Source organism: Streptomyces sp. NPDC058470, from assembly GCF_042721055.1.
GTDB lineage: Bacteria > Actinomycetota > Actinomycetes > Streptomycetales > Streptomycetaceae > Streptomyces.
Window position 1 is genome coordinate 65254 of record NZ_JBHXMF010000022.1, and the last position, 22122, is coordinate 87375.

General features: G+C 71.1%; 21 protein-coding genes and 1 pseudogene. 11 read left to right on the plus strand and 11 right to left on the minus strand.

Annotated features, from left to right (window positions below; genetic code table 11):
- From ACFWP7_RS18240 to ACFWP7_RS18250, 3 genes and pseudogenes are all read right to left on the minus strand, one after another.
- Positions 1-344: pseudogene (locus ACFWP7_RS18240) on the minus strand (aldehyde dehydrogenase family protein); the annotation flags it as partial.
- A 77-nt stretch (positions 345-421) separates the two neighbouring features.
- Complete coding sequence (locus tag ACFWP7_RS18245) at positions 422-1600, minus strand: 4-hydroxybenzoate 3-monooxygenase (protein WP_384382541.1); 1179 nt, start codon at positions 1598-1600, stop codon at positions 422-424.
- Positions 1601-1672: 72 nt separating this feature from the next.
- Positions 1673-2707, minus strand: a complete 1035-nt coding sequence (locus ACFWP7_RS18250) for a LacI family DNA-binding transcriptional regulator (protein ID WP_384382542.1) — start codon at positions 2705-2707, stop codon at positions 1673-1675.
- A 182-nt stretch (positions 2708-2889) separates the two neighbouring features.
- On the opposite strand from ACFWP7_RS18250, the gene ACFWP7_RS18255 reads away from it, so the two are divergent.
- The 4 genes from ACFWP7_RS18255 to ACFWP7_RS18270 all read left to right on the plus strand — a co-directional run bounded on the left by ACFWP7_RS18255 (position 2890) and on the right by ACFWP7_RS18270 (position 6902).
- The gene (locus ACFWP7_RS18255; protein WP_384382543.1) at positions 2890-4326 is read left to right on the plus strand and encodes an amidase; all 1437 of its coding nucleotides are present in this window, start codon (positions 2890-2892) and stop codon (positions 4324-4326) included.
- 47 nt (positions 4327-4373) lie between these two features.
- Positions 4374-4598 (plus strand): hypothetical protein, encoded by a 225-nt coding sequence (locus ACFWP7_RS18260; protein WP_384382544.1) that lies wholly within the window; start codon positions 4374-4376, stop codon positions 4596-4598.
- Positions 4599-4879: 281 nt separating this feature from the next.
- On the plus strand, positions 4880-6373 hold the full coding sequence (locus ACFWP7_RS18265; protein ID WP_384382545.1) for a flotillin family protein: 1494 nt from the start codon (positions 4880-4882) through the stop codon (positions 6371-6373).
- An 82-nt stretch (positions 6374-6455) separates the two neighbouring features.
- Entirely contained in the window at positions 6456-6902 is a 447-nt protein-coding gene (locus tag ACFWP7_RS18270; RefSeq protein ID WP_384382546.1) for a type II toxin-antitoxin system PemK/MazF family toxin, read from the plus strand.
- A gap of 250 nt (positions 6903-7152) precedes the next feature.
- Here ACFWP7_RS18270 and ACFWP7_RS18275 read toward each other — a convergent pair whose 3' ends face one another.
- Entirely contained in the window at positions 7153-7995 is an 843-nt protein-coding gene (locus ACFWP7_RS18275; RefSeq protein WP_384382547.1) for a TIGR02452 family protein, read from the minus strand.
- 258 nt (positions 7996-8253) lie between these two features.
- Here ACFWP7_RS18275 and egtA point away from each other — a divergent pair, with 258 nt between their 5' ends.
- From egtA to ACFWP7_RS18300, 5 genes are all read left to right on the plus strand, one after another.
- Positions 8254-9648, plus strand: a complete 1395-nt coding sequence (gene egtA / locus ACFWP7_RS18280) for an ergothioneine biosynthesis glutamate--cysteine ligase EgtA (protein WP_384382548.1) — start codon at positions 8254-8256, stop codon at positions 9646-9648.
- Positions 9645-11003, plus strand: coding sequence for an ergothioneine biosynthesis protein EgtB (gene egtB, locus ACFWP7_RS18285; protein ID WP_384382549.1), 1359 nt, complete (start codon positions 9645-9647; stop codon positions 11001-11003). The genes egtA and egtB overlap by 4 nt, the downstream gene beginning before the upstream one ends.
- Positions 11003-11794, plus strand: coding sequence for an ergothioneine biosynthesis protein EgtC (gene egtC, locus ACFWP7_RS18290; RefSeq protein WP_384382550.1), 792 nt, complete (start codon positions 11003-11005; stop codon positions 11792-11794). Before egtB ends, egtC begins: the two co-directional genes overlap by 1 nt.
- Positions 11791-12753 carry an L-histidine N(alpha)-methyltransferase gene (gene egtD, locus ACFWP7_RS18295; RefSeq protein ID WP_384382551.1) on the plus strand — a complete coding sequence of 321 codons (963 nt, stop codon included), beginning with the start codon at positions 11791-11793 and terminating at the stop codon, positions 12751-12753. The genes egtC and egtD overlap by 4 nt, the downstream gene beginning before the upstream one ends.
- A 155-nt stretch (positions 12754-12908) precedes the next feature.
- On the plus strand, positions 12909-13124 hold the full coding sequence (locus ACFWP7_RS18300) for a dodecin (RefSeq protein WP_384382552.1): 216 nt from the start codon (positions 12909-12911) through the stop codon (positions 13122-13124).
- A gap of 33 nt (positions 13125-13157) precedes the next feature.
- On the opposite strand, the gene ACFWP7_RS18305 is transcribed toward ACFWP7_RS18300, so the two are convergent.
- From ACFWP7_RS18305 to ACFWP7_RS18330, 6 genes are all read right to left on the minus strand, one after another.
- A complete protein-coding gene (locus ACFWP7_RS18305; RefSeq protein ID WP_384382553.1) occupies positions 13158-13649 on the minus strand; it encodes a hypothetical protein in 492 nt (163 codons plus the stop codon).
- Positions 13650-14088: 439 nt separating this feature from the next.
- Positions 14089-14643: an RNA polymerase sigma factor gene (locus ACFWP7_RS18310; RefSeq protein ID WP_384382554.1), complete on the minus strand. Its 555-nt coding sequence runs from the start codon at positions 14641-14643 to the stop codon at positions 14089-14091.
- Between the two features lie 142 nt (positions 14644-14785).
- Complete coding sequence (locus ACFWP7_RS18315) at positions 14786-15142, minus strand: hypothetical protein (RefSeq protein WP_384382555.1); 357 nt, start codon at positions 15140-15142, stop codon at positions 14786-14788.
- Between the two features lie 78 nt (positions 15143-15220).
- Complete coding sequence (locus tag ACFWP7_RS18320; RefSeq protein WP_384382556.1) at positions 15221-18625, minus strand: S8 family serine peptidase; 3405 nt, start codon at positions 18623-18625, stop codon at positions 15221-15223.
- Between the two features lie 262 nt (positions 18626-18887).
- A complete protein-coding gene (locus tag ACFWP7_RS18325) occupies positions 18888-19274 on the minus strand; it encodes a hypothetical protein (RefSeq protein WP_384382557.1) in 387 nt (128 codons plus the stop codon).
- A 258-nt stretch (positions 19275-19532) separates the two neighbouring features.
- Positions 19533-20612, minus strand: a complete 1080-nt coding sequence (locus ACFWP7_RS18330) for an LLM class flavin-dependent oxidoreductase (protein WP_384382558.1) — start codon at positions 20610-20612, stop codon at positions 19533-19535.
- A gap of 180 nt (positions 20613-20792) precedes the next feature.
- On the opposite strand from ACFWP7_RS18330, the gene ACFWP7_RS18335 reads away from it, so the two are divergent.
- Positions 20793-21446 carry a transposase family protein gene (locus tag ACFWP7_RS18335; protein WP_384382559.1) on the plus strand — a complete coding sequence of 218 codons (654 nt, stop codon included), beginning with the start codon at positions 20793-20795 and terminating at the stop codon, positions 21444-21446.
- 79 nt (positions 21447-21525) lie between these two features.
- On the opposite strand, the gene ACFWP7_RS18340 is transcribed toward ACFWP7_RS18335, so the two are convergent.
- The gene (locus ACFWP7_RS18340; RefSeq protein ID WP_384382560.1) at positions 21526-21729 is read right to left on the minus strand and encodes a hypothetical protein; all 204 of its coding nucleotides are present in this window, start codon (positions 21727-21729) and stop codon (positions 21526-21528) included.
- A 44-nt stretch (positions 21730-21773) separates the two neighbouring features.
- On the opposite strand from ACFWP7_RS18340, the gene ACFWP7_RS18345 reads away from it, so the two are divergent.
- The gene (locus ACFWP7_RS18345; RefSeq protein WP_384382585.1) at positions 21774-22055 is read left to right on the plus strand and encodes a transposase; all 282 of its coding nucleotides are present in this window, start codon (positions 21774-21776) and stop codon (positions 22053-22055) included.
- Positions 22056-22122 lie beyond the last annotated feature (67 nt).

Below are 22122 nucleotides of genomic sequence, written 5' to 3' on the forward strand. Positions count from 1 at the left end.
CGGGCAGTATGTGCAGCCCGTCGGGCGCGAGGCCGGTGCGGCAGCCTCGTAGCACTCCTGGGCGGCGACGTGGAGCTCGAAGTCGGCCTTGCCCGGGATGGAGCCGAGCTCTCGGACGCTCCAGCCGCGCAGTTCGTCGGCGTGCGCGGCGAACAGCTTGCCCGCCTTGCGCAGAACAGCGGCGCGGGCGACGTGCGGGGCCCCAGGGCCTGTCCGACTGGGCGACTGGGCGGCACGGGCGGTCCCCTGCGGCCGTCGTGATGTCCTCGGCGGTGGCGAGTGTGACGCTGCCGAGCCTCTCGCGGGTGGCGGGCTCGGTGACGGCGTACTCACCGCCCCGGCAGCGGGCGGGACTGCCAGGTCTCGGGGTCGAGCAGCGGCGTGACGGCTCTCCGAGAGGTCGCTGGTCAGCAGCTGGACATCACAGGGCGAGGGGTAACCCCGTGTAGTTCGCGGCCAGTTCGGCGGCCGCGGGACGGGATGCCGTGATCCGGCGCAGACGTGCGAGCTGCACCCGGCGTTCGAAGGCGTCCCCGTCTGGTTGAGCGTGCAACATCCTGGTCATGTCGTACGAGAAGCGAGTCGCCTGCCACACTCGGGCCAGGCTCAACTCCGAGTAGCGGTCGAGGAGTTCGGCCGAACCCGTGCGGTGCAGCGCCGCGAAGCCACGCGCCAGCACCCGGACGTCGGACACCGCGAGGTTGAGCCCCTTGGCACCGGTCGGCGGCACGATGTGGGCGGCGTCCCCGGCGAGGAAGAGCCGTCCGTGGCGCATCGGCTCGTGGACGTAACTCCGCATCGTCGTCACGGACTTGGACGTGATGGGCCCGCGCTCCAGCCGCCAGTCGCCGTCGATCGCGAACCGCGCGGCGAGCTCGTCCCAGATGCGCTCGTCGGGCCAGTCACGGACATCGGTGCCGTTGGGGACCTGGAGGTACAGGCGCGAAACCGACGGTGAGCGCATGCTGTGCAGGGCGAAGCCCCTGTCACCGCGCGCGTAGATCAACTCCTCGCAGGAGGGCGGCACATCGGCGAGGATCCCGAGCCAGGAGTAGGGGTAGTCGTGCGCGTAGGTGCGGCTCACCTCGGCCGGGAACGCCTGGCGCGCGATGCCGTGGGAACCGTCGCAGCCCACCACGTAGTCGCAGCTCAGGGTCTGCTCGCGGCCCTGGTGCACAAAGCGCACGAGGGGTGCGTCGCTGTCGGGCTTCTCGATGGCGATCGCCTCGGCCTCGAACAACAGCGGTGGCCCGTCGGCGAGTTGGAGGGTGACGAGGTCCTTCACGATCTCCGTCTGGGCGTAGATCGTGACGGTGCGGCCACCGGTGAGGGCGGGGAAGTCGATGTGGTGACGTTCGCGGTCGAAGCGCAGCTCGATGCCGTGGTGGATCAGGCCCTCGGCGTCCAGCCGGTCGGCGGCGCCGCACTCGCGCAGCGCGTCGACCGTGCCCTGCTCCAGCATTCCGGCGCGCTGGCGCTGCTCGGCGTACGCCCGGGTCCTGCTCTCCAGGACGACACAGTCGATGCCAGCCCGGTGCAGCAGCCGGGCCAGCAGCAGCCCGGCGGGACCCCCGCCGATGATGCCGACCGTGGTCCGCATGACGCGCCTCCGTGTCCGATCCAGCCGGGGAACGGTCCCCGGCTTCGGCCGGGGGACAGTCCCCAGCCTCTCTCAGCTCGACTCGCGGTGCACGATTCTCGCGTCCAGCGCCTCGTGCGTTTCGGTTGCGGCACCGGGCTCGCGCACCACACGGTCCACCAGTTCGGCCAGGTCACGCCCCGACGGGAGCTCGATGTGCACGGTGCTCAGCCGGGGCCGCAGGAGCCTGCCGAGCATCAGGTCGTCGGCGCCGATCACGGCCGTCTCGTCCGGGATGCCGATGCCCTCGTCCTGAAGTGCGCGGGTCAGCAGCATCGCGTACTCGTCGTTGTACGCGAACACGGCGTCGAGGCCGAGGGAGCGCCAGCGGGCCGCGAGCTTGGCGGCGGCCTGCTCCTCGTACGCGAGCGGCAGCTCGGTCACCGTCGCGTCGGTGCCGTGCAGGGCGTGCCGTACGCCTTCGAGGCGGGGCCGGGAGACGGTGTCCAGGCCGGCCTCCCGCGGCATCACGACGCCGATGCGGCGGCGGCCACGGGCCACGAGGTGGGCGCCCGCGCAGTGACCCACCCGTTCGTGGTCCATGAGCAGCGCGTGCGCGCCCTCGACCCGCTCGGGGCCCATCGTGACGACGGCCCGGGCGCCGGAGCCCTTGAGGACGGCAACGCCCTCCGGGCCGAGCCTGCTGCCGGGCACGAGTACGGCGACCGGCCGCAGCTCGGCCCAGACACGGGCGGCCTCGTCGTCGTGCAGGCCGACGCTGCCGTGCTGCACGACCGTGTAGTCGAGGCGGCTCAGCGCCCACTGGAGCTCATTGAAGAACTGGGTGTAGAGCGGCCCCATGGGCATGGACGGCGCGGGCATCAGCACCATGCGGCTGTGGCCGGCGCGCAGGCTCCGGGCGGCGGCGTGCGGGACGTACCCCAGTTCCTTGGCCGCCTCGTGGACGCGGCGGCGGGTGGGTTCGCTGATCCGCACAGCGCTCGTGTTGTTCAGGACGTATGAGACGGTCGCGCGGGAGACGCCCGCCAGACGGGCCACATCGGCACTCGTCGGCACGGTTCGTTGTGCGGGCGCTGACGGGGCGGACTGCTTTGGTATCTGCACCATGACAGGACGCATCCTTGCAGAACCGCGGCACGCCGCTCCGCGCCGAGAGGAGCCCGCGGGCACCCGGTGGCTGGAACTCCCCCTTCCGTAAAGGATGTTCGACATCCCGTACCGGACGGCCCGTTCGGAGGTTACCGTTCGGTAGACGACGTGCTTCGGAGGTGTCCTCGTTGGCTCCCGACATGACTCCAGACACGGCTCCCGACCGTGCCCCAGGTCTATCCGAATGCGCGCGCTCCCTCGCCGACGGAACGGTGACCGCGCGCGAGACGGTCGAACGGGCGCTGGCCCGGATCGAGGCGACCCAGCCCTCCCTGAACGCCTTCCGCCTGGTGCGCGCCGAGGCGGCGCTCGCCGAGGCCGACGCGGCGGACAAGGAACTGGCCGCGGGGGTACGGCGGCCGCTGCTCGGGGTACCGGTGGCGGTGAAGGACGACATGGACGTGGGGGGCGAGCCGACCGCGTTCGGCTGCCGGGGCGAGTTCCCGCGCCAGGCCGCGGACGGGGAAGCCGTCCGCCGGCTGCGCGCGGCCGGCGCGATCGTCGTCGGCAAGACCAACACCTGCGAACTCGGGCAGTGGCCCTTCACCGAGGGACCCGCCTTCGGCGCCACCCGCAACCCCTGGCACACCGATCACACGCCGGGCGGCTCCTCCGGGGGCTCCGCGGCAGCCGTGGCGGCGGGGCTCGTCCCGGCCGCGCTGGGCTCGGACGGCGCGGGCTCGGTCCGCATCCCGGCCTCCTGGACCCATCTGATCGGCATCAAACCGCAGCGTGGCCGAATCTCGACCTGGCCGCTCCCGGAGTCGTTCCAGGGCATCACCGTCAACGGCACGCTCGCCCGCACCGTCGCCGACGCGGCCCTGCTCCTGGACGCGGCGAGCGGTCAGCACGAGGGCGATCTGCACCGGCCCCCCGCGCTGTGCGTGTCGGACGCGGTGGGTCGCGATCCGGGCCGGCTGCGGATCGCGCTGTCGCTGAAGCCGCCGTTCACGGCGCTGCCCGCCCGGCTCGATCCCGCCGTACGGGAGCAGGTCCTCGCGCTCGCGGAGCGGCTGACGGCGCTCGGGCACGTGGTGGAGGAGGCGGAGCCGCGGTACGGGCGGATCGGGCTGTCGTTCGTCCCGCGCGCGACGGTCGGCCTCGCCGAACAGGTACGCGACATGCCGCAGCAGGACCTCCTCGACCGGCGGACCCGCGACGCCGCCCGCCTGGGCCGCGTCCTCGGCGGAGCCCCGCTGCGGTTGGCCCGCCGGGCCGAGGCCTCGCTGCACCGGCGGATCGGCGCGCTCTTCGAATCGTACGACGTTCTCCTCGCGCCGACGACCGCCGCTCCCCCGCCGCTCATCGGCGCGATGGTGAACCTGAACGGTCTCGGCACCGACCGGGCCATGATCGCCGCGTGCCCGTTCGCCTGGCCGTGGAACGTGCTGGGCTGGCCCGGGGTCAACGTCCCCGCGGGCTTCGTCGGCGATGGCCTGCCCGTCGGGGCGCAACTGCTGGGCCCCGCGAACAGCGAGCCACTCCTCATCTCGCTGGCCGCGCAGTTGGAGGCGGACCAGCGCTGGCACGAGCTGTGGCCGCCGCACGCCAAGGCCGCCGACTCCCCTGCGAAGTAAGGGAGTTCGTCCGGCACGCTGTGACCGGCCGCTACCGGCCGTAGTCTGTGACCATGGGCGATGCGTCGATGGTCGGGTTGATGGGGCGGGTCACCGGCACGGTCGGCCCCGGGCTTGTCGGCGAGGTGATCGTCCGGGTGCGCGGCGGCGCCGAGCACTTCCTCGCGTATCCCGCCGCCGCGAAGGACCGCATCGAGCCGGGCACGGTGGTGATGGTGGTGGAGTACCTGGCGCCACGGACCGTGTACGTCTCCGCGGCGTACGACGGCTGACGCATCTGCGGCGTAGGACAGTCGACTCGTCAGCGGCGTAGGGACAGTTGACTCGTCGGCGGTGCACGACAGCTGACGCGTCCGCGGGCGGGCGGCAGCCGACTCGCCTCCGGCATACGGCAGTTGGTGCGTCAATGGCTCGTCTGTGCGTCTCTCGTCCCAGGTGAGATGCCGTAGTCGTCAAGATTGCAACAAGGATTCGTCAGCGTCTGTACCGCGGTGTCGCGCAGGAGCACACTCCCTTCGCTCGGTGCCGAAAGGGCACCATCCAAAGGGGGCGAATGCCGATGATTGTCGGCGTCGTGGCGGGGACGGTCGTTCTCGCACTGATCTTCATCGTGGTGGTCTTCAAGCTCATGTGGCGGGTCGCGGAGCCCAACGAAGCCCTGATCATCTCCGGTTCGAAGCATCGCACCGAGGGCCTCGAAGAGGGCATGGGATTCCGCATCGTGACGGGGCGCGGCACGCTGGTCATTCCGGGTGTGCAGGCGGTGCGCAAGATCTCGCTCGACCTCAACGAGACCGAACTACACGTGGACTGCGTGACCCACCAGGGCATTCCGCTCAAGGTGCGGGGCGTGGTCATCTTCAAGGTGGGCGACGACTTCGTGTCGATCGCCAACGCCGGCCGCCGCTTCCTCGACCAGCAGAAGCTGATGTCGGAGCGGGTGCACAACGTGTTCGCCGGTCATCTCCGGTCCATCGTCGGCGGGTTGACCGTCGAGGACATGATCCGCGACCGGGAGAAACTGACCGGCCAGACGCGGGCCGCCTGCGGGACGGAGATGGAGAAGCTCGGTCTGATCGTCGACTCGCTGCAGATCCACGAGATCGAAGATCCGACCGGGTACATCAAGAACCTGGCCATGCCGCACGCCGCCGCCGTACAGCGCGACGCACGGATCGCACAGGCCGAGGCGAACCGGCTGGCCACCGAGGCCGAACAGAAGGCCGCGGCCCGGATGTCGGAGGCAACCCGGGACAGCGAGATCCTCCAGGCCGGCTACCAGGCCGAGCGCGACAAGGCATCCGCCAAGGCACAGCAGGCCGGACCGCTCGCGGACGCCGCCGCCCGGCAGGACGTCGTCGTACAGGAGACGCGGATCGCCGAACTCGAGGCGCAGCGCCGCGAGCAGCAACTCCAGGCGGACGTCCGCAAGCCGGCCGACGCCAAGGCGTACGAGACACGCGCACGGGCCGAGGCCGAGCGTGACGCCCGGATCTCCGCCGCGCAGGCCAAGGCGCAGGAGACCGAGCTCGCGGCAGTGGCCGAGGCGAACCGGGTCAAGGCGGCCGCGGGCGCCGAGGCCGAGGCGACGAAGGCGCGGGGCGCCGCCGCCGCGACGGCGACCCGGGCCACCGGTGAGGCCGAGGCCGCCGCCGCTCAGGCCAAGGGGCTCGCCGCCGCCGAGGCGACCCGCGCCCAGGGTCTCGCGGAGGCCGAGGCCATCAAGGCGAGGGCCGCCGCCCTCGCCGAGAACCAGGAGGCCGTGGTCGCCCAGCAACTCGCCGAGAACTGGCCGGAGATCGTCCGGGCCGGCGCGAGCGCCTTCGGCAACGTCGAGCACATGGTGCTGCTCAACGGCGCGGACGGCATGTCCGACATGTTCGCCAAGGCACTCACCATGGGCGGTACGGGGCTCGGCCTGGCACGGCAGTTGCTCTCGTCGATGAACCAGAACGGCACGGGGGCGGAGAGCGGGTCCGCGGGGCTCAACGGCGTTGTGCCGCCGCCGCGTTCGGAGAGAGTACCGGTGGAGCAGGACAAGGGGTGAGGCGGTGAGCTTCGGGGGCAGGGGAGTTGATCTCCCTGCCCCCGGGCTCTGGCCACCCTGTCCCCGAAGTAACGTGACCGTCGTGACTGCATCGACCGATGAAGACGTCCCCGGCCGCCACGGCCCCTCCGCGACCACGGAGGCCGAGCCCCGCAAGGTGGGCCGGGTGCGGACCGAGTACTCCCCCGCGCACGACGGCGACCCCGATCCGGGCGAGATCGTCTGGACGTGGGTGCCCTATGAGGAGAACGACGGCCGGGGCAAGGACCGCCCGGTGCTCGTCGTCGCCCGCGAGGCCGCGGGCACCTTCCTCGCCGTCCAGCTGTCGAGCAAGCGGCACGACGGCGACCGGGAGTGGGTGCCGATCGGGAGCGGGCCGTGGGACCGAACCGGCCGGGACTCGTGGGTGGACGTGGATCGCGTACTGCGGCTGCACGAGGACGGGATGCGGCGGGAGGCGTGTGCGCTGGACCGGATGCGGTTCAACTCCGTTGTACGGCGGTTGCAGGAGCGGTACGGGTGGCGCTGAGCGCCACCCACGCATGAAGGCTGTGAAGAACCTGCGGGGCCGTCGTGGCTGCTCGCGCAGTTCCCCGCGCCCCTAACCCTGTCGTCACATTCCCGTCTGCCTCGCGACGCGATGCACGCACTCTCGCCGCACCGGGCGCAGACCCAAGTACGTACGTCCAGTACGAGGGTCCACGCCCGGCACACCGAGAGCACGCACCCGACGCCGCGAGGCCGCCCTCCGGGCGACGACGGGAAGGTGACGACAGGACCTAGTGCGGCGCTTTACCGGCCCAGAGTTCAGATGCGAACGTCTGCTCGAATGCACCTCGCGTCGCCGAACCCGCCGTACGGTCCAGGACCCCGAACACGACATGCTCGAAGTACCCCTCGAAGCGGCCCTTGACCAACAGGCCGTGGAAGGCGCCCGCCACCTGCGCCGGATCGTTCTGGAAGACCCCGCAGCCCCATGCGCCGAGCACCAGCCGTCGGTAGCCGTGGGCCGCCGCGATCTCCAGGACCCGCTCGGCGCGTACGGCCAGGGCGTGGGGCAGTTCGGGCGCGCGGTCAGGGTTGGTGCGCAGGACGACTCCGGCGTTGGGTGCCGCGGCCGTCAGGAAACCGGCCGGGTGCGGCTCGTCGAGGAGGTGCCCGCGATCGTCACGGAAGACGGGCACGGCGGGTGAGTGGATGACACGGTCCGTGTAGAACGGATCGCGGTGAGCGCGGTGGTGGTCGTAGAACGGCCGGGCCCGCAGCAGGCAGCTGTACAGCGCGGAGGCCCGGCAGAGGGCCTCTTCCTGGGCCTGCGCGCCATTGAGATAGCCGCCGCCTGGATTGCGCGCCGAGGAGAAGTTCAGGACGGCGACAGGGTCTGTTCCGTCCGCGAGCCGCCGTGCGGCCTCCAGGCTGCTCTCGCCCGTGACCTCGAACCTTGTGTCCACGGCGTCGGCCAGGGACGTGCCCACGGGCTCCGGCCCGTACATCCGCGTCCCCGCCCGCGCGGCCTCGATCGCCGCGGCGATCGGCACCTCGCGTCCGTCGGACGCGCGGTACGAACCCGCCGCGACGATCTCCTCCGTGTGATGCGCGATACCGCGCAGGCGCGCGCTCATGGCGCCACCCCCGTACGCGCCACGAGCGCGTCCCGCGCGATCTCCCCCGTCGTGCTCATGAACGCATCGTGAGCGATGCTGGTCATGCGGCGCAACAGAGTTTCCCGGGCTTGCAAACAGTGTTTCCCGGCCCCCCAAAGCCGTGAAACGCACCCTTGTGCGAAGCGGCGTATGTGGTCTTGGGTGGGACGAGCACTGCCGGTCCGGCGCCACAGATGCCGGTCCGGCGGCATGGTGGAATCTCAGGAGGATCCCGACATGTCCGATTCGGTGAGTGACTGTACGGAGCACCGCTCCGCCGTCACCGAGGCCGAGGTGGAAGCGCTGGTCCGAGGCATCTGCTTCAAGACCGGACCCCCTCGATATCTCGGTGTCGAAGTGGAATGGCTCGTCCACGAGCTGCGGCAGCCGCGGCTCCCGGCAACACCAGAACGACTGGAAGCGGCCTACGCCGCACTGCGAACCCTGCCCCTGCGTTCGGCGCTCACCGTCGAACCCGGCGGACAGCTGGAGCTCAGCTCCCTTCCCGCCACCTCCCTGATGGAGTGCATCGGGTCCGTGTCCGCCGACCTCGACGCCGTACGCGCGGTACTGCGCGAGGTGGATCTCGGCCTCAGTGGCTACGGCCAGGATCCCTGGAATCCCCCGAGCCGCTTCCTCCATGAGCCGCGGTACGACGCCATGGAGCAGTATCTGGACCGCGCGGGCCCCGAGGGCCGCGCCATGATGTGCTCCTCCGCCTCCGTCCAGGTGTGCCTGGACGCCGGCCACGAGGAACCGGGCCCGCTCGGGCACGGGCGCCGCTGGTGGATGGCGCACCAGCTGGGTGCGGTCCTGGTGGCCGCGTTCGCCCACTCGCCGATGGCCCGGGGGCGGCACACCGGCTGGCGCTCCTCGCGGCAGTCGCTGTGGGCGGCGATGGATCCCGGGCGGACCGACGCGCCACCGCTGGGGCCCGAGCCGCGTGACGCCTGGGTGCAGCGCGTCCTGGACGCGCCGGTGATGTGCGTACGGGCGCCGGACGGCCCCTGGGACGTACCGGAAGGCCTGACTTTCCGGGAGTGGACCCGCTCCGACAACCCGCCGGACCGGGCGGACCTCGACTACCACCTGACGACCCTGTTCCCGCCGGTGCGCCCGCGCGGCCACCTGGAACTCCGCATGATCGACGCGCAGCCGGGCGACGACGGATGGATCGTCCCGCTCGCCGTCACGACGGCCCTCTTCGACGACCCGGAGGCCGCCGAGATCGCCTACCGGACCGTCAAGCCCCTCGCGGAGCGGGCGGGCTCGTTGCCCGCTCCGCGCAATCCGCTGTGGGAGGACGCCGCACGCCACGGCCTCACCGATCCCGAACTGCACGAGGTCGCCGTCATCTGTTTCGCGGCGGCCGCCGACGCCCTGCCCAGGCTCGGCGCCACGGCCGAGGTTCTGGACGCCGTCGCCGAGTACACCGAGCGTTTTGTGGCCCGGGGCCGCTGCCCCGCCGACGATCTGCTCGCCCGGCTCGGGGCCCGGTCCGACGATCAGTGCCGCGACCCGTTCGATGACCCGCCTCATGACCAGCCCCACGGCCAGTTCGATGACCAGCGCCATGACCAGCCCCACGGTCAGTTCCACGGTCGGTCCCACCGGAAGGACATCGGCTCATGACCGCCCCCGAATCCCGCACGGAGTCAGCGTCACCAACGGAGTCAGCGTCATCCACGGATCCGGAGTCGCTCAGGGAGCGCGCCCTCGACGCGCTCACCAGGGCCCGTGACCGCACCGCGCTCCTCACCTCGTGCGTCGAGGAGCCCGAACTGACGGCGCAGCACTCGCCGTTGATGTCCCCGCTGGTGTGGGACCTGGCGCACATCGGCAACCAGGAGGAGCTGTGGCTGCTGCGGGCGGTCGCCGGGCGTGACGCGATGCGGCCGGAGATCGACGGGCTGTACGACGCGTTCGAGCATCCGCGCGCCGAGCGGCCCTCCCTGCCGCTGCTGCCGCCAGGAGAGGCCCGCCAGTACGCCGCCGAGGTACGCGGGCGGGCGCTGGACATCCTGGAAAGCACCGCGTTCGGCTCCACCCGGCTGACCGAGGCCGGCTTCGCCTTCGGAATGATCGCGCAGCACGAACAGCAGCACGACGAGACCATGCTGATCACCCATCAGCTCCGCAAGGGGCCGGCGGCCCTGACCGCTCCGGACCCCGCGCCCACGCCCCTGTTCACCGGACCCGCCGAAGTCCTCGTTCCCGGCGGCCCGTTCACCATGGGCACGTCCACCGAACCCTGGGCGCTGGACAACGAAAGGCCCGCGCATCAGCGCATGGTCGCCTCGTTCTTCATGGACACCACGCCGGTGACGAACGCCGCGTACCAGGCCTTCATCGCGGACGGCGGCTACGACGCCGCACGCTGGTGGGCCCCGGAGGGCTGGGACCACATCCGGGCGCACGGCATCGAGGCACCGCTGTTCTGGCGCCGCGAAGGCGGGCAGTGGCTGCGGCGCCGCTTCGGCGTCACCGAGCCGGTACCGCCCGACGAGCCGGTACTGCACGTCAGTTGGTACGAGGCGGACGCGTACGCCCGCTGGGCGGGGCGGCGGCTGCCCACCGAGTTCGAGTGGGAGAAGGCGGCCCGCCACGACCCGGCGTCCGGCCGCTCCACTCGCTACCCGTGGGGCGACGCCGACCCCACCCCCGAACACGCCAACCTGGGCCAGCGCCATCTGCGCCCGGCCCCGGCGGGTAGTTATCCGGCCGGTGAATCTCCGCTCGGCGTACGGCAGTTGATCGGCGATGTGTGGGAGTGGACGTCGAGCGAACTGTCGCCCTACCCCGGGTTCGCGGCCTTCCCGTACAAGGAGTACTCGGAGGTGTTCTTCGGGCCGGAGCACCGGGTGCTGCGCGGCGGTTCGTTCGCGGTGGACGCGGTCGCCTGCCGGGGCACGTTCCGCAACTGGGACTATCCGATCCGGCGGCAGATCTTCTCCGGGTTCCGTACGGCACGCTCGGGGGATGCCTGATGTGCCGTCACCTCGCGTTCCTGGGGCCCGCGGAGACGATGGGCAGCCTGCTCGTGGAGCCGCCGCACAGCCTGTTCCGGCAGTCCTGGACACCCCGGCGGCAGCGGTACGGCACGGTCAACGCCGATGGTTTCGGGGTGGGTTGGTACGCGGACGGTGATCCGGTACCCGCCCGCTACCGCCGTACCGGGCCCATCTGGGGCGACCAGTCGTTCGCCGACCTGGCCCGTGTCGTCAGAACGACCGCGCTGCTCGCGGCGGTCCGGGACGCGACCTTGGCGGGCGCGGACGGGGAGGCCGCGGCGGCGCCGTTCGCCGCGGGACCCTGGCTGTTCAGTCACAACGGCGCGGTGCTCGGCTGGCCGCGCTCCCTCGCCCCGCTCGTCCAGAGCCTGCCCGCCGTGGAGTTGCTGTCGCTGGAGGCGCGCTGCGACTCGGCGCTCGTCTGGGCGCTGCTGCTGCACCGGCTGCGCGAGGGCGACAACGAGAGCCAGGCGCTGGCCGACACGGTCGTCGAAGTGGCCGAGGCGGCGCCCGGATCCCGGCTCAACCTGCTCCTCACCAACGGCGATTCGATCACCGCGACGGCGTGGGGCGACACCCTCTGGTACCTCTCCGAGCCCGGCCACCGCACGGTCGTGGCGTCCGAGCCGTACGACGACGACCCGCGCTGGCAGGAGGTGCCGGATCGCACGCTGCTGTCGGCGACCCGCGACGACGTGCTGCTCACCCCGTTGAAGGACCCGCACGCCCCCATGGCATCCGCACCGTCGAAGGAGCCCCGCACGTGAGTCCGTTCCTTCTCACCCGCACCCTGACCGAGGGCGCCACAGAGGCCGCCCTGCGCGCCGATGTGCTGCACGGTCTCAACCGCACCCCGAAATCCCTGCCGCCGAAGTGGTTCTACGACGCTCACGGCAGCGAACTCTTCGAGAAGATCACCGAACTGCCCGAGTACTACCCCACCCGGGCGGAGCGCGAGATCCTGATCGCCCGAGCCGCCGAGATCGCCGGGGCGACCGGCGCACGCACCCTCGTCGAGCTGGGTTCCGGCTCGTCCGAGAAGACGCGGTTCCTGCTCGACGCGCTGCCGGGGCTGCACACGTACGTGCCGGTCGACGTCAGTGAGTCCGCCCTCACGCAGGCAGGGCACGCTCTGATCGCCGAGCACCCGGAGCTCGGTGTGCACGCGCTGATCGCCGACTTCACCGGCGGTCTCGCCCTTCCCGGCACGCCCGGGCCGCGGCTGGTGGCCTTCCTCGGCGGCACGATCGGCAACCTGCTGCCCGCCGAACGCGCCACCTTCCTGGCTTCCGTACGATCCCTGCTGTCGCCCGGCGACACACTGCTGCTCGGTACGGACCTGGTCAAGGACGAGTCGGTCCTCGTCGCCGCGTACGACGACGCGGCCGGGGTGACCGCCGCGTTCAACAAGAACGTGCTCAGCGTCGTCAACCGCGAGCTCGGCGCCGACTTCGACCCGGACGCGTTCGAGCACGTCGCCCTCTGGGATGCCGAGAAGGAGTGGATCGAGATGCGGCTGCGCTCGGGCACCGAGCAGACCGTGAAGATTCCCGCCCTCGACCTCACCGTCGACTTCGCGGACGGCGAGGAACTGCGCACCGAGATCTCGGCAAAGTTCCGCGAGGAGGGCGTCCGCGGTGAACTGGCTTCGGCGGGCTTCGAGTTGGCCCACTGGTGGACGGACGCGGCGGGCCGCTTCGCACTGTCGCTGAGCACCGCCGGGTAGCGGCGGCCGCGTACGTCATTCACGGTGTGCCCCTACACTCGCGGACCGCCGCCCTGTGCGGCACCGGTATCCCCCCACACCTCGCGGACCGCCGCGCTGTGGGGCACCGTGGAATGACGCGTGGCACACCTGCCACGGCGGAGAGGAGCACCCGCATGTCCGACCACACGTACCGGGTCACCGAGATCGTCGGGACCTCCCACGAGGGCATCGACCAGGCCATTCGCAATGGCATCACCCGCGCCTCGCAGACCCTGCGCGGGCTGGACTGGTTCGAGGTCACGCAGGTGAGGGGGCAGATCGTGAACGGGCAGATCGAGCACTACCAGGTCGGTCTGAAGGTCGGCTTCCGCCTGGAGGACGGCGACTGACCACCCCGTAACCCCGCCAGGGCCCGGCGAACCTCAGGTCCGCCCCTCCCGCTCCTGCGCGTTCTTCAGCGCCTCGGACGCGCCGGCCCAGCGTGCCCGTACGACCGTGAAGCCCGCCCGCTCCGCGTCCTCGCAGACAAGTTCGTCGTCGTCCACGAGGACGCGGATCTCGTGGTCGCCGGCGAGCCGGCGGAGGATCTCCAGCTTGGTGCGGCGGGCCGGCCTGCGGTCGTCGTTGCGCCGCATCCACACGCGGCCCTCGGGGAGCCCCTGTGCGGCGAGCCAGGCGAGGGTGTCGCGGCGGCACCGCTCGGGGCGGCCGGTGAGGTAGACCACCTCGCACTCCTCCGCGCTCTTCAGCGCCAGCGCCACGCCCTCGGCGAGCGGCGGATCGTGCGGCGCGGCCGCGAAGAAGGCGTCCCAGTCCCGTGGCTTGCGCTCCAGGAACCGCTGCCGGTGCGCGGAGTCCGCGAGGGTGCCGTCGAGGTCGAACACGGCGAGTGGTCTGCTGCTCTTCTGTGTCACGCGCACCAGACTAGGCAGGGCCCTCGGCACCGGGAGCACCACGGCCGCCGCTCCCCCGCACGCGCACGCCCAACTTCCGTCGCCGCAGACTCTGTTCACTGCAGCAGCAGGCCCCCTTTCCGTAATGCCTCGCACCGCATGTCGAATACGGTTCGATATATCGACCCGGCGGAACGGGTGGCGGACATGGCCGCCCCGGCTCCCCGGCCGGGCCAGGATCATCTCCGCGAAGTTCACCACCGGCCTTGGCCGGAACCCGACCGACGGCACCACCAGCTCCGACTGTGACCGCACCGCGCCGTCCGGCGGGCAGCTCGCCGAGCTTCCACGGCCGTACGGGCGACGAGGTCGACAAGACCGGGTTCGTGTACACCCGGCGCCGACCGGCTCCCGCCACGTCTCCGGAGGCGTGGCGGAGTCCACCTGGGCGCGAGTCGATCTATCGCGAGGCGTCGGCGAGCCAGGGTCTGACCTGCTTGCGCGCCTCGTGGAGGCGTGACTTGAGGGTGCCCAGCGGGATTCCGACACGCTCGGCGACCTCGGCGTAGTCCAACTGGCAGATGTCCCGGTAGACGAGCGGCGCCACCAGATGCGGGTGTTCGCGCTCCAGGCGTTCCAGCGCCTCCAGGAGGTCGACGCGGGAGCCCGCGATCACGCTCGTGGTACGCGGATCGACATGCTGCGAGGCGTCGATCTCGACCGGCTGTTCGGCCGCCCGGCGCTTCAGCTCGCGGTACTTCTGGCGGGCGCAGTTGGCAACCACCGTATACAGCCAGGTACTGAAGAGGCTCCGGCCCTCGAAGGTGGTGATCTTCCGTGCCACCTGGAGGAGTACGTCCTGTGCCGCTTCCTCGGCGTCCTCGCGGCAGGGCAGGAAACGTCCGCAGCGCCGTACGACCTCGGGCCGCACCTTCTGGAGCAGCGCGTTCAGCGCCTCCCCGTCACCGGCGGCCGCGCGCCGAGCCAGCTCCTCGGTCTCCGCCGCGTCCTGCACAGCATGCTCCCCTCGGGGTCGATCAGAGGCCACGCACGATAGTCGCACGCGATCTCCGGGCACGCGGCCGAAGAGCGAGCAGGTGAGGCGACGGCTTCCATGTTCGGGGTCGGAACAGGAGCAGCCCGAATTGGCTACCAAGTCACAACGGGCCTTCGAAACCGGTGAGTTGGAGCTTCACCGTGGTGCCCCATCGGTGATGTGGACGGCTGGGCACGTCGAACTGGGGGTGGACCTTGGCGGAGGCTCCGTCGGCCGCGCGGACGGACACGTACACCCCGCACGCCTTGGCCGACTCGTAGTAGGTGGAGTTCATCGCCCCGGTCATGACGTCACCGCTCGGGTCGTAGAGGCAGGCGCCTCCACCGTCCGCGTCGTAGAAGGTGGCGACTCCCTCATAGGTGACGCCGGGCCGTATCCGTCCCGCCAACGGCGCGCCGGTGGCGGCAAGCCCCTTATTCAGGGGTGCAGTTGAGGCCGAGAGCGGTACGACCGCCACTCCCCCACCTCGCAACAGCCCTGCTCGGGGCGGCATCGGCGCCGCCCCGAGCAGGACCAGGTGTGCGATCCGGGCGGACTACCTGGTGAGGTAGGCGCGCTCGATCGTCTGGACCAGCGTATTGCCCTCACGGTCCGTCAGTTTGGCCCGTAGTGAGACGGAGCCCGCCTTGACGGGGTGGGTCAGCGACAAATGCGTACCGCCGACGGCCTTGGCGGACTGCCAGGTCGTGCCCTCGTCGTACGAGACCTCGAAGGCGAGCTTCTTGAGCCGCTGTCCGGCGGCCGCGCCCTCGACGGTGAAGGGGACCTGGAACGGCTTGCCCGCCTGCGCCGTGCTGGACAGGCTCAGTTCCGGGGAGAAGCGGATCACCGACAGCGGCAGCGTGGTCCGCCCGTCGCCGGAGGTCGCGGCGGAGCGGAAGGTCCACTCCGTCCTGACGCGGGTGCTGACCGGGTACACCGCGGGGTCACGGGTGTTGTCCAGGGTCAGCTCGTACGCGCTGTCCTGAGCAGGAACCGTGAACCCGGTGACACCGTCCGTCACCGGGATCCCGTAGTCGTCGGCGGTCTCCTTGCCGTCGACCCGGAGCGTGCTCTCCTGCGAGGTGTGGTCGCTGAGGCCCCAGTGCCCGGCTCCGTCGCCGAACAGCGGCACGAAGGCCCGGATGGTGTTCCCGGTCCGGACGACACCGGGGAATCCCTGCTCCGGTCCGGCGTCCGTGGCGCCGGGCAGGACCGGGCCGAAGACGCCTACGTTGAACCGCTCCTGATAGTTGTGTCCGGCCTGCCAGGTCTGCGGCATCCGCATCAGGAAGTTCTCCCAGACCGTTTCGCGGCCCTCGCCGCTGGTCTGCCACATGCGGAAGGACCACTCGACACCGCTGTCGAGGACGTAGTCGGTGGTGCTCAGCGGCAGGCTCCCCCGCAGGTCGCTGAAGCTGCTGACCAGATTCCCGTCCGCCGTGTGGGGGCTTACCTCGACCTGGACGTTCCTGCCTTCGAGGGGTACGCCCGCCTGGAGGTCGACCTTGGCGAGCTGCTTCTGTTCGACCGCGGCGGTGAAGCCGTCGAGGTCGCTCGCCCGGCCCCAGGCCAGGTGATAGGTGACCGGCCGGCCTGCTTCGTCCTGCCGTGTCCAGTCGCCGGTGAACAGCGCGGTGACGTCGCTCTCGGACTGCGCGGTTCCGAGCCGCCCGAACCGGCTGCCCTCGAACGTCGGCAGCAGGTACTGCAGGCTGCCCGCGCGCAGGCCCTCGCCCCGCGCGTAGTCGAACGCGACCGTGGCCTCGGTGTTCTCGGCCGCCGCGTCCGGCAGGGAGACCTCCACCGGCCGTGCCTGCCGGGCGTCGACGGTGACGCTGGTGTCCCCGTCCAGACTCAGCTTGGGCTGCACGAGCACGGCGTGCGTGGAGGACGCGTAGGAGGGGTGGATGACCCCGCTGAGGGTGTAGTCGCCCTTGGGCAGCCGTACCGTGAGCTCGCCGTCCTGCTCGTCGGTATAGCTGGCGTAGAAGTCGCTGTCGAGGCCCATGACATCGGTTGCGGCGTCGCCGGTCGGCTCGCCGTTCTCGTCGATGTGCTTCAGCGTCAGGTCGTACGACTCGACCTCGCGCTCCACGCCGACGGCGGAACGCACCTGCACCTTGCCGTCCGCCGAGGCGGCCTGCACCGAGCCGCCGAAGGTGCCGTCGGCACTGCCGGCGCGGGTGTCCGCCGTGACGTCGGCGGTGGCGGTGCCGCCCGCCGGGACGGTGAGCTGCTGCGGCGACACGGAGAACAGGCCGTCGGCTGCGGGCTTGCCGTCCACCGAGAACGCGTCGACGGACAGGTCGAGGGTGACCGGCTCCGTACCGAGGTTGCGGTACGTCAGCTGCTTGGTCACCACAGTGTCGTCGGTGTGCGGCCACTGCTGGCCGCCGAAGTCGAGCGGCCCCTGCTCGGTGATGACGCTCTGCTCGATCGCCCGGACCAGGTCGGTACGGCCGGTGCCCTGCTGGAAGGAGCTGTACGAGCCCGGCTTCGCGGAACCGGTGAGTACGGCCTTGAGGCGCTCGCCGGTCCAGTCGGGGTGCTGCTGGGCGAGGAGGGCGGCGGCGCCCGCGACGTGCGGGGACGCCATGGACGTGCCGTCGAGGGTGAGGTAGCCGGGTATGTCGGAGGGGATCGCCTCCGACAGGACACTGCCTGCGGCCGAGGCGGCCGTGATGGCGACGCCTGGTGCGGTCAGGTCGGGCTTGACCCCGCCGTCACCGACGCGCGGTCCACGGCTGGAGAACGCGGCGAGCCTGTCGCCGTCGTCGACCGCGCCGACGGTGAGCGCGGCGTCGGCGCTGCCGGGCGAGCCGACGGTCTTCTCGCCGAACTCGCCCTCGTTGCCTGCCGCGATGACGAACAGCGTGTCGGACTCGGCGGAGAGCCGGTTGACCGTCTCCTCCATCGGGTCGATGCCCGGCGTGTCCGTACCGCCGAGGCTGAGGTTGACGACATCGGCGCCCTGCGCCACCGCCCACTCCATGCCCGCGATGATGCTGGAGTCCGCGCCGTAGCCGTTGTCGTCCAGGACCTTGCCGTTGAGGAGCTTCGCTCCCGGGGCGACGCCCTTGTACTTGCCGCCCAGCTCGGCTCCGGTCCCGGCCGTGATCGACGCCACGTGGGTGCCGTGGCCGAACTTGTCGCCGGGTCCCGAGGAGCCGGAGAAGTCCTGCTCAGCGATCACCTGGCCCGCCAGGTCGGCGTGGCTGGTGTCGATCCCGGTGTCCAGTACGGCGACCTTGGTGCCTGTGCCGTCGAACCCGGCGGCCCACGCGGTCGGCGCGCCGATCTGCGGGACGCTCTTGTCGAGGGAGGCCTTGCGCCGGCCGTCGAGCCAGACCTTCTCCACGGCCGTCGAGGCGACGAACGCGTCGGTACCGGCGCCGGTCACGGCGTCCCAGAACGCGTCGCCACGCTCCTTGACGGACCGCATCGCCTTCCCGTTGACGACGGGCAGCGCACGGCCCAGCCGCGCCCCGGCCCCGGTGAACGGGGTCATCGAGGGCGTCGTCTTCCCCCGGAAGGTGACGATCAGCGGCACGTCGGAACGGCCCGCGTCGTCGTAGCCGTCGGCCACCAACTGGGTCACGTCGAACAGCCGGGTGTCCAACTTGCCCTGTGCCAGGAGCAGTTCGGCGTCACCGGGTACCACCTGGATGTGTCCGTCGACCTCCCGGACCGAGAACGGCACGCCCTCCCGGCCCTCGGCCCGCTCCACTCCGGTCACCTGGCCTGCGCCGTCCACCAGGACCCGGTCGCCGGTGACCAGCGTCACCGTCTTCACCGCCCCGGCCGTACCCGCGCCGTCTGCCACCTGGGTCAGCGCCCCCAGGGGCCCGTCGGTCGGCGCGGCCTGGGCCACCCCGCCCGGGACGCCGGTCAGCACAAGGACCGTGGAAACAGCCCCTGCCGCCAGTACCGCACGCCTTCGTCTTCCGCGTAACTCCACCTGAACTCCTGATGATTCGCCATCGGACAGGAGCCGTCCTGCGACCCCGGAGACCCGGGTGCCTCACCCGTACGCTTGACGGCTCGCCCTAGAGACGGAGTGGAGTGCCATCGGGTTGTCAAAACTCCTCGTTTGTTTTTGACGGGGCGTCATCCGGTGGCGCTGCCTGAGGAGCCAGTAGGGACGAACTGGTCAAGCCGATCGCCCGCTGGCGGTTGCCCATGCTGAGGAACCCCCTGGGCGGATCCTCAGCATGGACGGGTCAGGCGTTGGTTCCGACGTGGAGGGTTCCATCGGGGGTGGCGGTGGCATGGGTGCCGAAGATGGCGCCATTGCCGTCCACCTGGAGGGCCGTGCTGCTCCCGTTACCGGTGGTGCCCTTGCGGACCCGGTCGAAGACCGAACCGCCGACCAGGGCCTCGACATGCAGATCGCCGTTACGTAGACCCACCGAAGCCACGTCGGTGATCGAACCGTTGGAATCGATCAGCGTGGAAGCAGTACTCCACGTCCCCCTCGCGCTTCTGGCCCGGTCATAGATCAAACCGTTGACCACCACCTGCACATGCAGCGTGCCATCAGGCAACGCAGAGGCTGCGACGTCCGTGATGCTCCCACTGGCATCAAACTGGTGGCAGTTGAACTCCACACACCGGCAGGACTGCGTGTACGGTCCCAGACCTCACCACCCGCCAGCACCGACGGCCGCGGGGTTTCGTCGACCCGGTCGAGGACACGGGCCATCCGGAATTACTCATTCGACTTGGGCCTCACCGTTCGACGAACGCAGTCGCGGCCGTATCAGCTGCCGACGGGGCCCGGGTCCCGAGGAAGAGCAGGGCGATTGCAAAGTCCTGGTGATCTCGTAGGTGTGCAGGGGTCGAGGACGTGCGGCAGGCAGGTCAGCTCAGGTGAGGAGTTTCGCGAGCAGGGCCATCTCGGTGGGCGGGTCGATCACCGGCTGGATGAGGAGTTCGTCGACGCCGGCCTGTTCCAGGGTGCTGATGCGGGCGAGGAGTTCGTCGCGGGTGCCGACCAGGGCCAGGGTGTTCATCAGCGAGGGCAGAACCAGGTCCCGGTCCTGCGGTGCGATGCGTTCGAGGTAGTTGGGGTAGAGCTTGGTGTGCCGGTCCGGCGCGGTGGCGGTAGTGCCGCGCCGGTCGAGGAGCCGCCGCACCGCCTCGCGTTCCTCGGGGCCGAGCTGCTCGGCGGAGGCGGGTGTGTCGGCGGCTGTGTCGGCGGCGAAGGCCAGCAGCGACAGGACGAGGTGGCCCGTCGCGTCCCGGGCCGCGTCGCCATGGGGGTCCTCGTCCTCGTCGAGTACGTGCAGGGAGGTGACCACGTAGGAGTCCGCCCGGGAGTCCGTAGGGGAGTCGGGGGCGCGGGGTGTGCCCTGGGCGGCGTGCCGGCGGGTGTCGTGCAGCGCCTGCCAGGCGGTGGGGTCCAGCAGGCCGAAGGAGATGAGGCCGGTGCCGCGGCGGCCGGCGACGGCGGCGGCCTTCGGTCCGAGCAGCGCGGCCACGACGAACTCGATCGGGTCGGTGGTGTTCACGTGCGCACCGGCGTGCAGGAACCGGATGTCGCGGACCCGGTCACCTTCGCGGTACTCGGTCGAACGTCCGGCGCACAGGTCCTGCAGTGCGCCGGTGAAGTTCTCCAGCCTGGCCGCCGTGGTCGGCCGCATGCCCAGGGTGCGCCGGGCGGTGTTTCCGGTGCCGACTCCGCAGATGATCCGGCCGGGTGCCAGGGCGTTGAGGCTGGCGATCCCGCTCGCGGCGGCCGGAGCCGAGCGCAGTGCCGGTGAGGTCACGCCGATGCCGAGCCTGATGCGGCTGGTGGCCTTCGCGCACAGGCTCAAGGCGACGAAGGGGTCGCCGTGGACCATGGGGGTGTCGTTGACCCAGAAGCTGTGTAAGCCCAACTCCTCGGCCCGCACGGCGAGTTCCTCCACACCGGGCTGCGCGGCGACAACGACGCCTGCACGCATCAAAACCTCCAAGGTGTGAGGATCGAATCGAACCTGTTCAGCATGGCAGGTTCCGGCGCGGGGCCGTTGCGGAGTGGCGTGAACTTGTGGCGTCGCAGGGCGGGGTGGCCGTGCCTGGCGCAACGAAACCCCGCTGATGCGGATGCCCTTCCCAAGTCGCCTGCCTGCAACGGAGCTTCGATGTGCCGTCAGTCCGCCATGCCGTGTCTCGTCAAGGCCCTGCCGTCGCACCGGGTGGCGGACATGTCGCTGACGGAGCGGCTGGTCAGGTTGCCGGAACCGCGCCGCGGGCGGGGAGTACGTCATCCGTTCGTGAGTGTGGTGCTGATCGCGGCGTCCGCGGTAGTGGCCGGCGCCCGCTCGTACACGGCGATCGGGCAATGGATCGCCGCGGCCCCGCAGACCACCCTGGCCCGGCTGGGTACCCGGGTCGTCGGCGCCTTCGCGGTGCGTATCGCGTCCGGTGCCGGGACCATCCGCCGGGTGCTGGAGCGGGCCCGCCCACGTGGGCCGGCCGACTTGGCCGGTGGCGATCCGGCCGGGGCCACCACAGTCGCAGTGGACGGCACGAGTGCCCGCGACTCCCGCAACGGCCATGTCCCGTCCGCACATCTGCTGGCCGCGGCGGCGGGCAACGGGCAATGGGCGACGGGCAACGGGCAACGGGCAGAAGGCAGCAGGCAGCAGGCAGCAGGCGACGGGCGGCGGGCGGCGGGCGGCGGGCGGCGGGCGGCGGGCGGCGGGCGGCGGGCGGACGATCAGTCAGGTGCGGGTGCCGGACAAGACCCAACGACATCACGGGTTTTGCCCGGCTGCTCGCCCCCTTCGACCTGACCCGGATCGTCGTCACCGCCGACGCGCTGCACGCCCAGCGCGAGCACGTCCGCTTCCTCACCCGGGACCAGCAGGCGCACTACCTGCTGGTGGCAAGAACAACCAGCCGTCCCTCTTCACGGCGCTGCGCTCGCTGCCCTGGAGCCGGGTCACCGCCCGCCATACGGCCCGCAGCCGCGGGCATGGTCGGCATGGACTGCGGGTCGTCAGGGCGCTGACCGTTGACGGGCTGGAGCTGGACTTTCCTGGCGCGGTCCAGGCCGCCCGGATCGTGCGCCTTCACGCGAACGCCGGAACCGGCCGGCTCACCCTCAGACGATCCACGCGATCACCGACCTGCCCTCGACGCAGGCGTCGCCGCAGCAGCTCGGCGAACTGGCACGCTCGCACTGGGATATCGAAAACCGGCCGCACTGCGTGCGCGGCTCGACCTTCGCCGAGGACGCCGGCCGCATCCGTACCGGCCGCGGACCGGAGAACATGGCCGCCTTGCGCAACCTCGCCGTCAGCACCCTCCGACGGGCCGGGCACCAGAACATCGCCGCCGCCCTCCGTCATGTCTCCTACCAGCCCTTCACCCGCCCACCGGACCTCCTCGGCATCAGCTGACCAGCCCAGCCTCGGATCACACGACCTGGCGACAGCCCTGCGAGGAAGAGCGCGCTCCGCACAGCGC

Coding starts and splice junctions, on each gene's coding strand:
- ACFWP7_RS18265 (WP_384382545.1), top strand. CDS start 4,880: ATGCCGATGATTGTCGGCGTCGTGGCGGGGACGGTCGTTCTCGCACTG.
- egtB (WP_384382549.1), top strand. CDS start 9,645: ATGACCGCCCCCGAATCCCGCACGGAGTCAGCGTCACCAACGGAGTCA.
- egtA (WP_384382548.1), top strand. CDS start 8,254: ATGTCCGATTCGGTGAGTGACTGTACGGAGCACCGCTCCGCCGTCACC.
- egtC (WP_384382550.1), top strand. CDS start 11,003: ATGTGCCGTCACCTCGCGTTCCTGGGGCCCGCGGAGACGATGGGCAGC.
- ACFWP7_RS18300 (WP_384382552.1), top strand. CDS start 12,909: ATGTCCGACCACACGTACCGGGTCACCGAGATCGTCGGGACCTCCCAC.
- ACFWP7_RS18330 (WP_384382558.1), bottom strand. CDS start 20,612: ATGCGTGCAGGCGTCGTTGTCGCCGCGCAGCCCGGTGTGGAGGAACTC.
- ACFWP7_RS18335 (WP_384382559.1), top strand. CDS start 20,793: ATGTGCCGTCAGTCCGCCATGCCGTGTCTCGTCAAGGCCCTGCCGTCG.
- ACFWP7_RS18275 (WP_384382547.1), bottom strand. CDS start 7,995: ATGAGCGCGCGCCTGCGCGGTATCGCGCATCACACGGAGGAGATCGTC.
- ACFWP7_RS18255 (WP_384382543.1), top strand. CDS start 2,890: ATGACTCCAGACACGGCTCCCGACCGTGCCCCAGGTCTATCCGAATGC.
- ACFWP7_RS18245 (WP_384382541.1), bottom strand. CDS start 1,600: ATGCGGACCACGGTCGGCATCATCGGCGGGGGTCCCGCCGGGCTGCTG.
- ACFWP7_RS18250 (WP_384382542.1), bottom strand. CDS start 2,707: ATGGTGCAGATACCAAAGCAGTCCGCCCCGTCAGCGCCCGCACAACGA.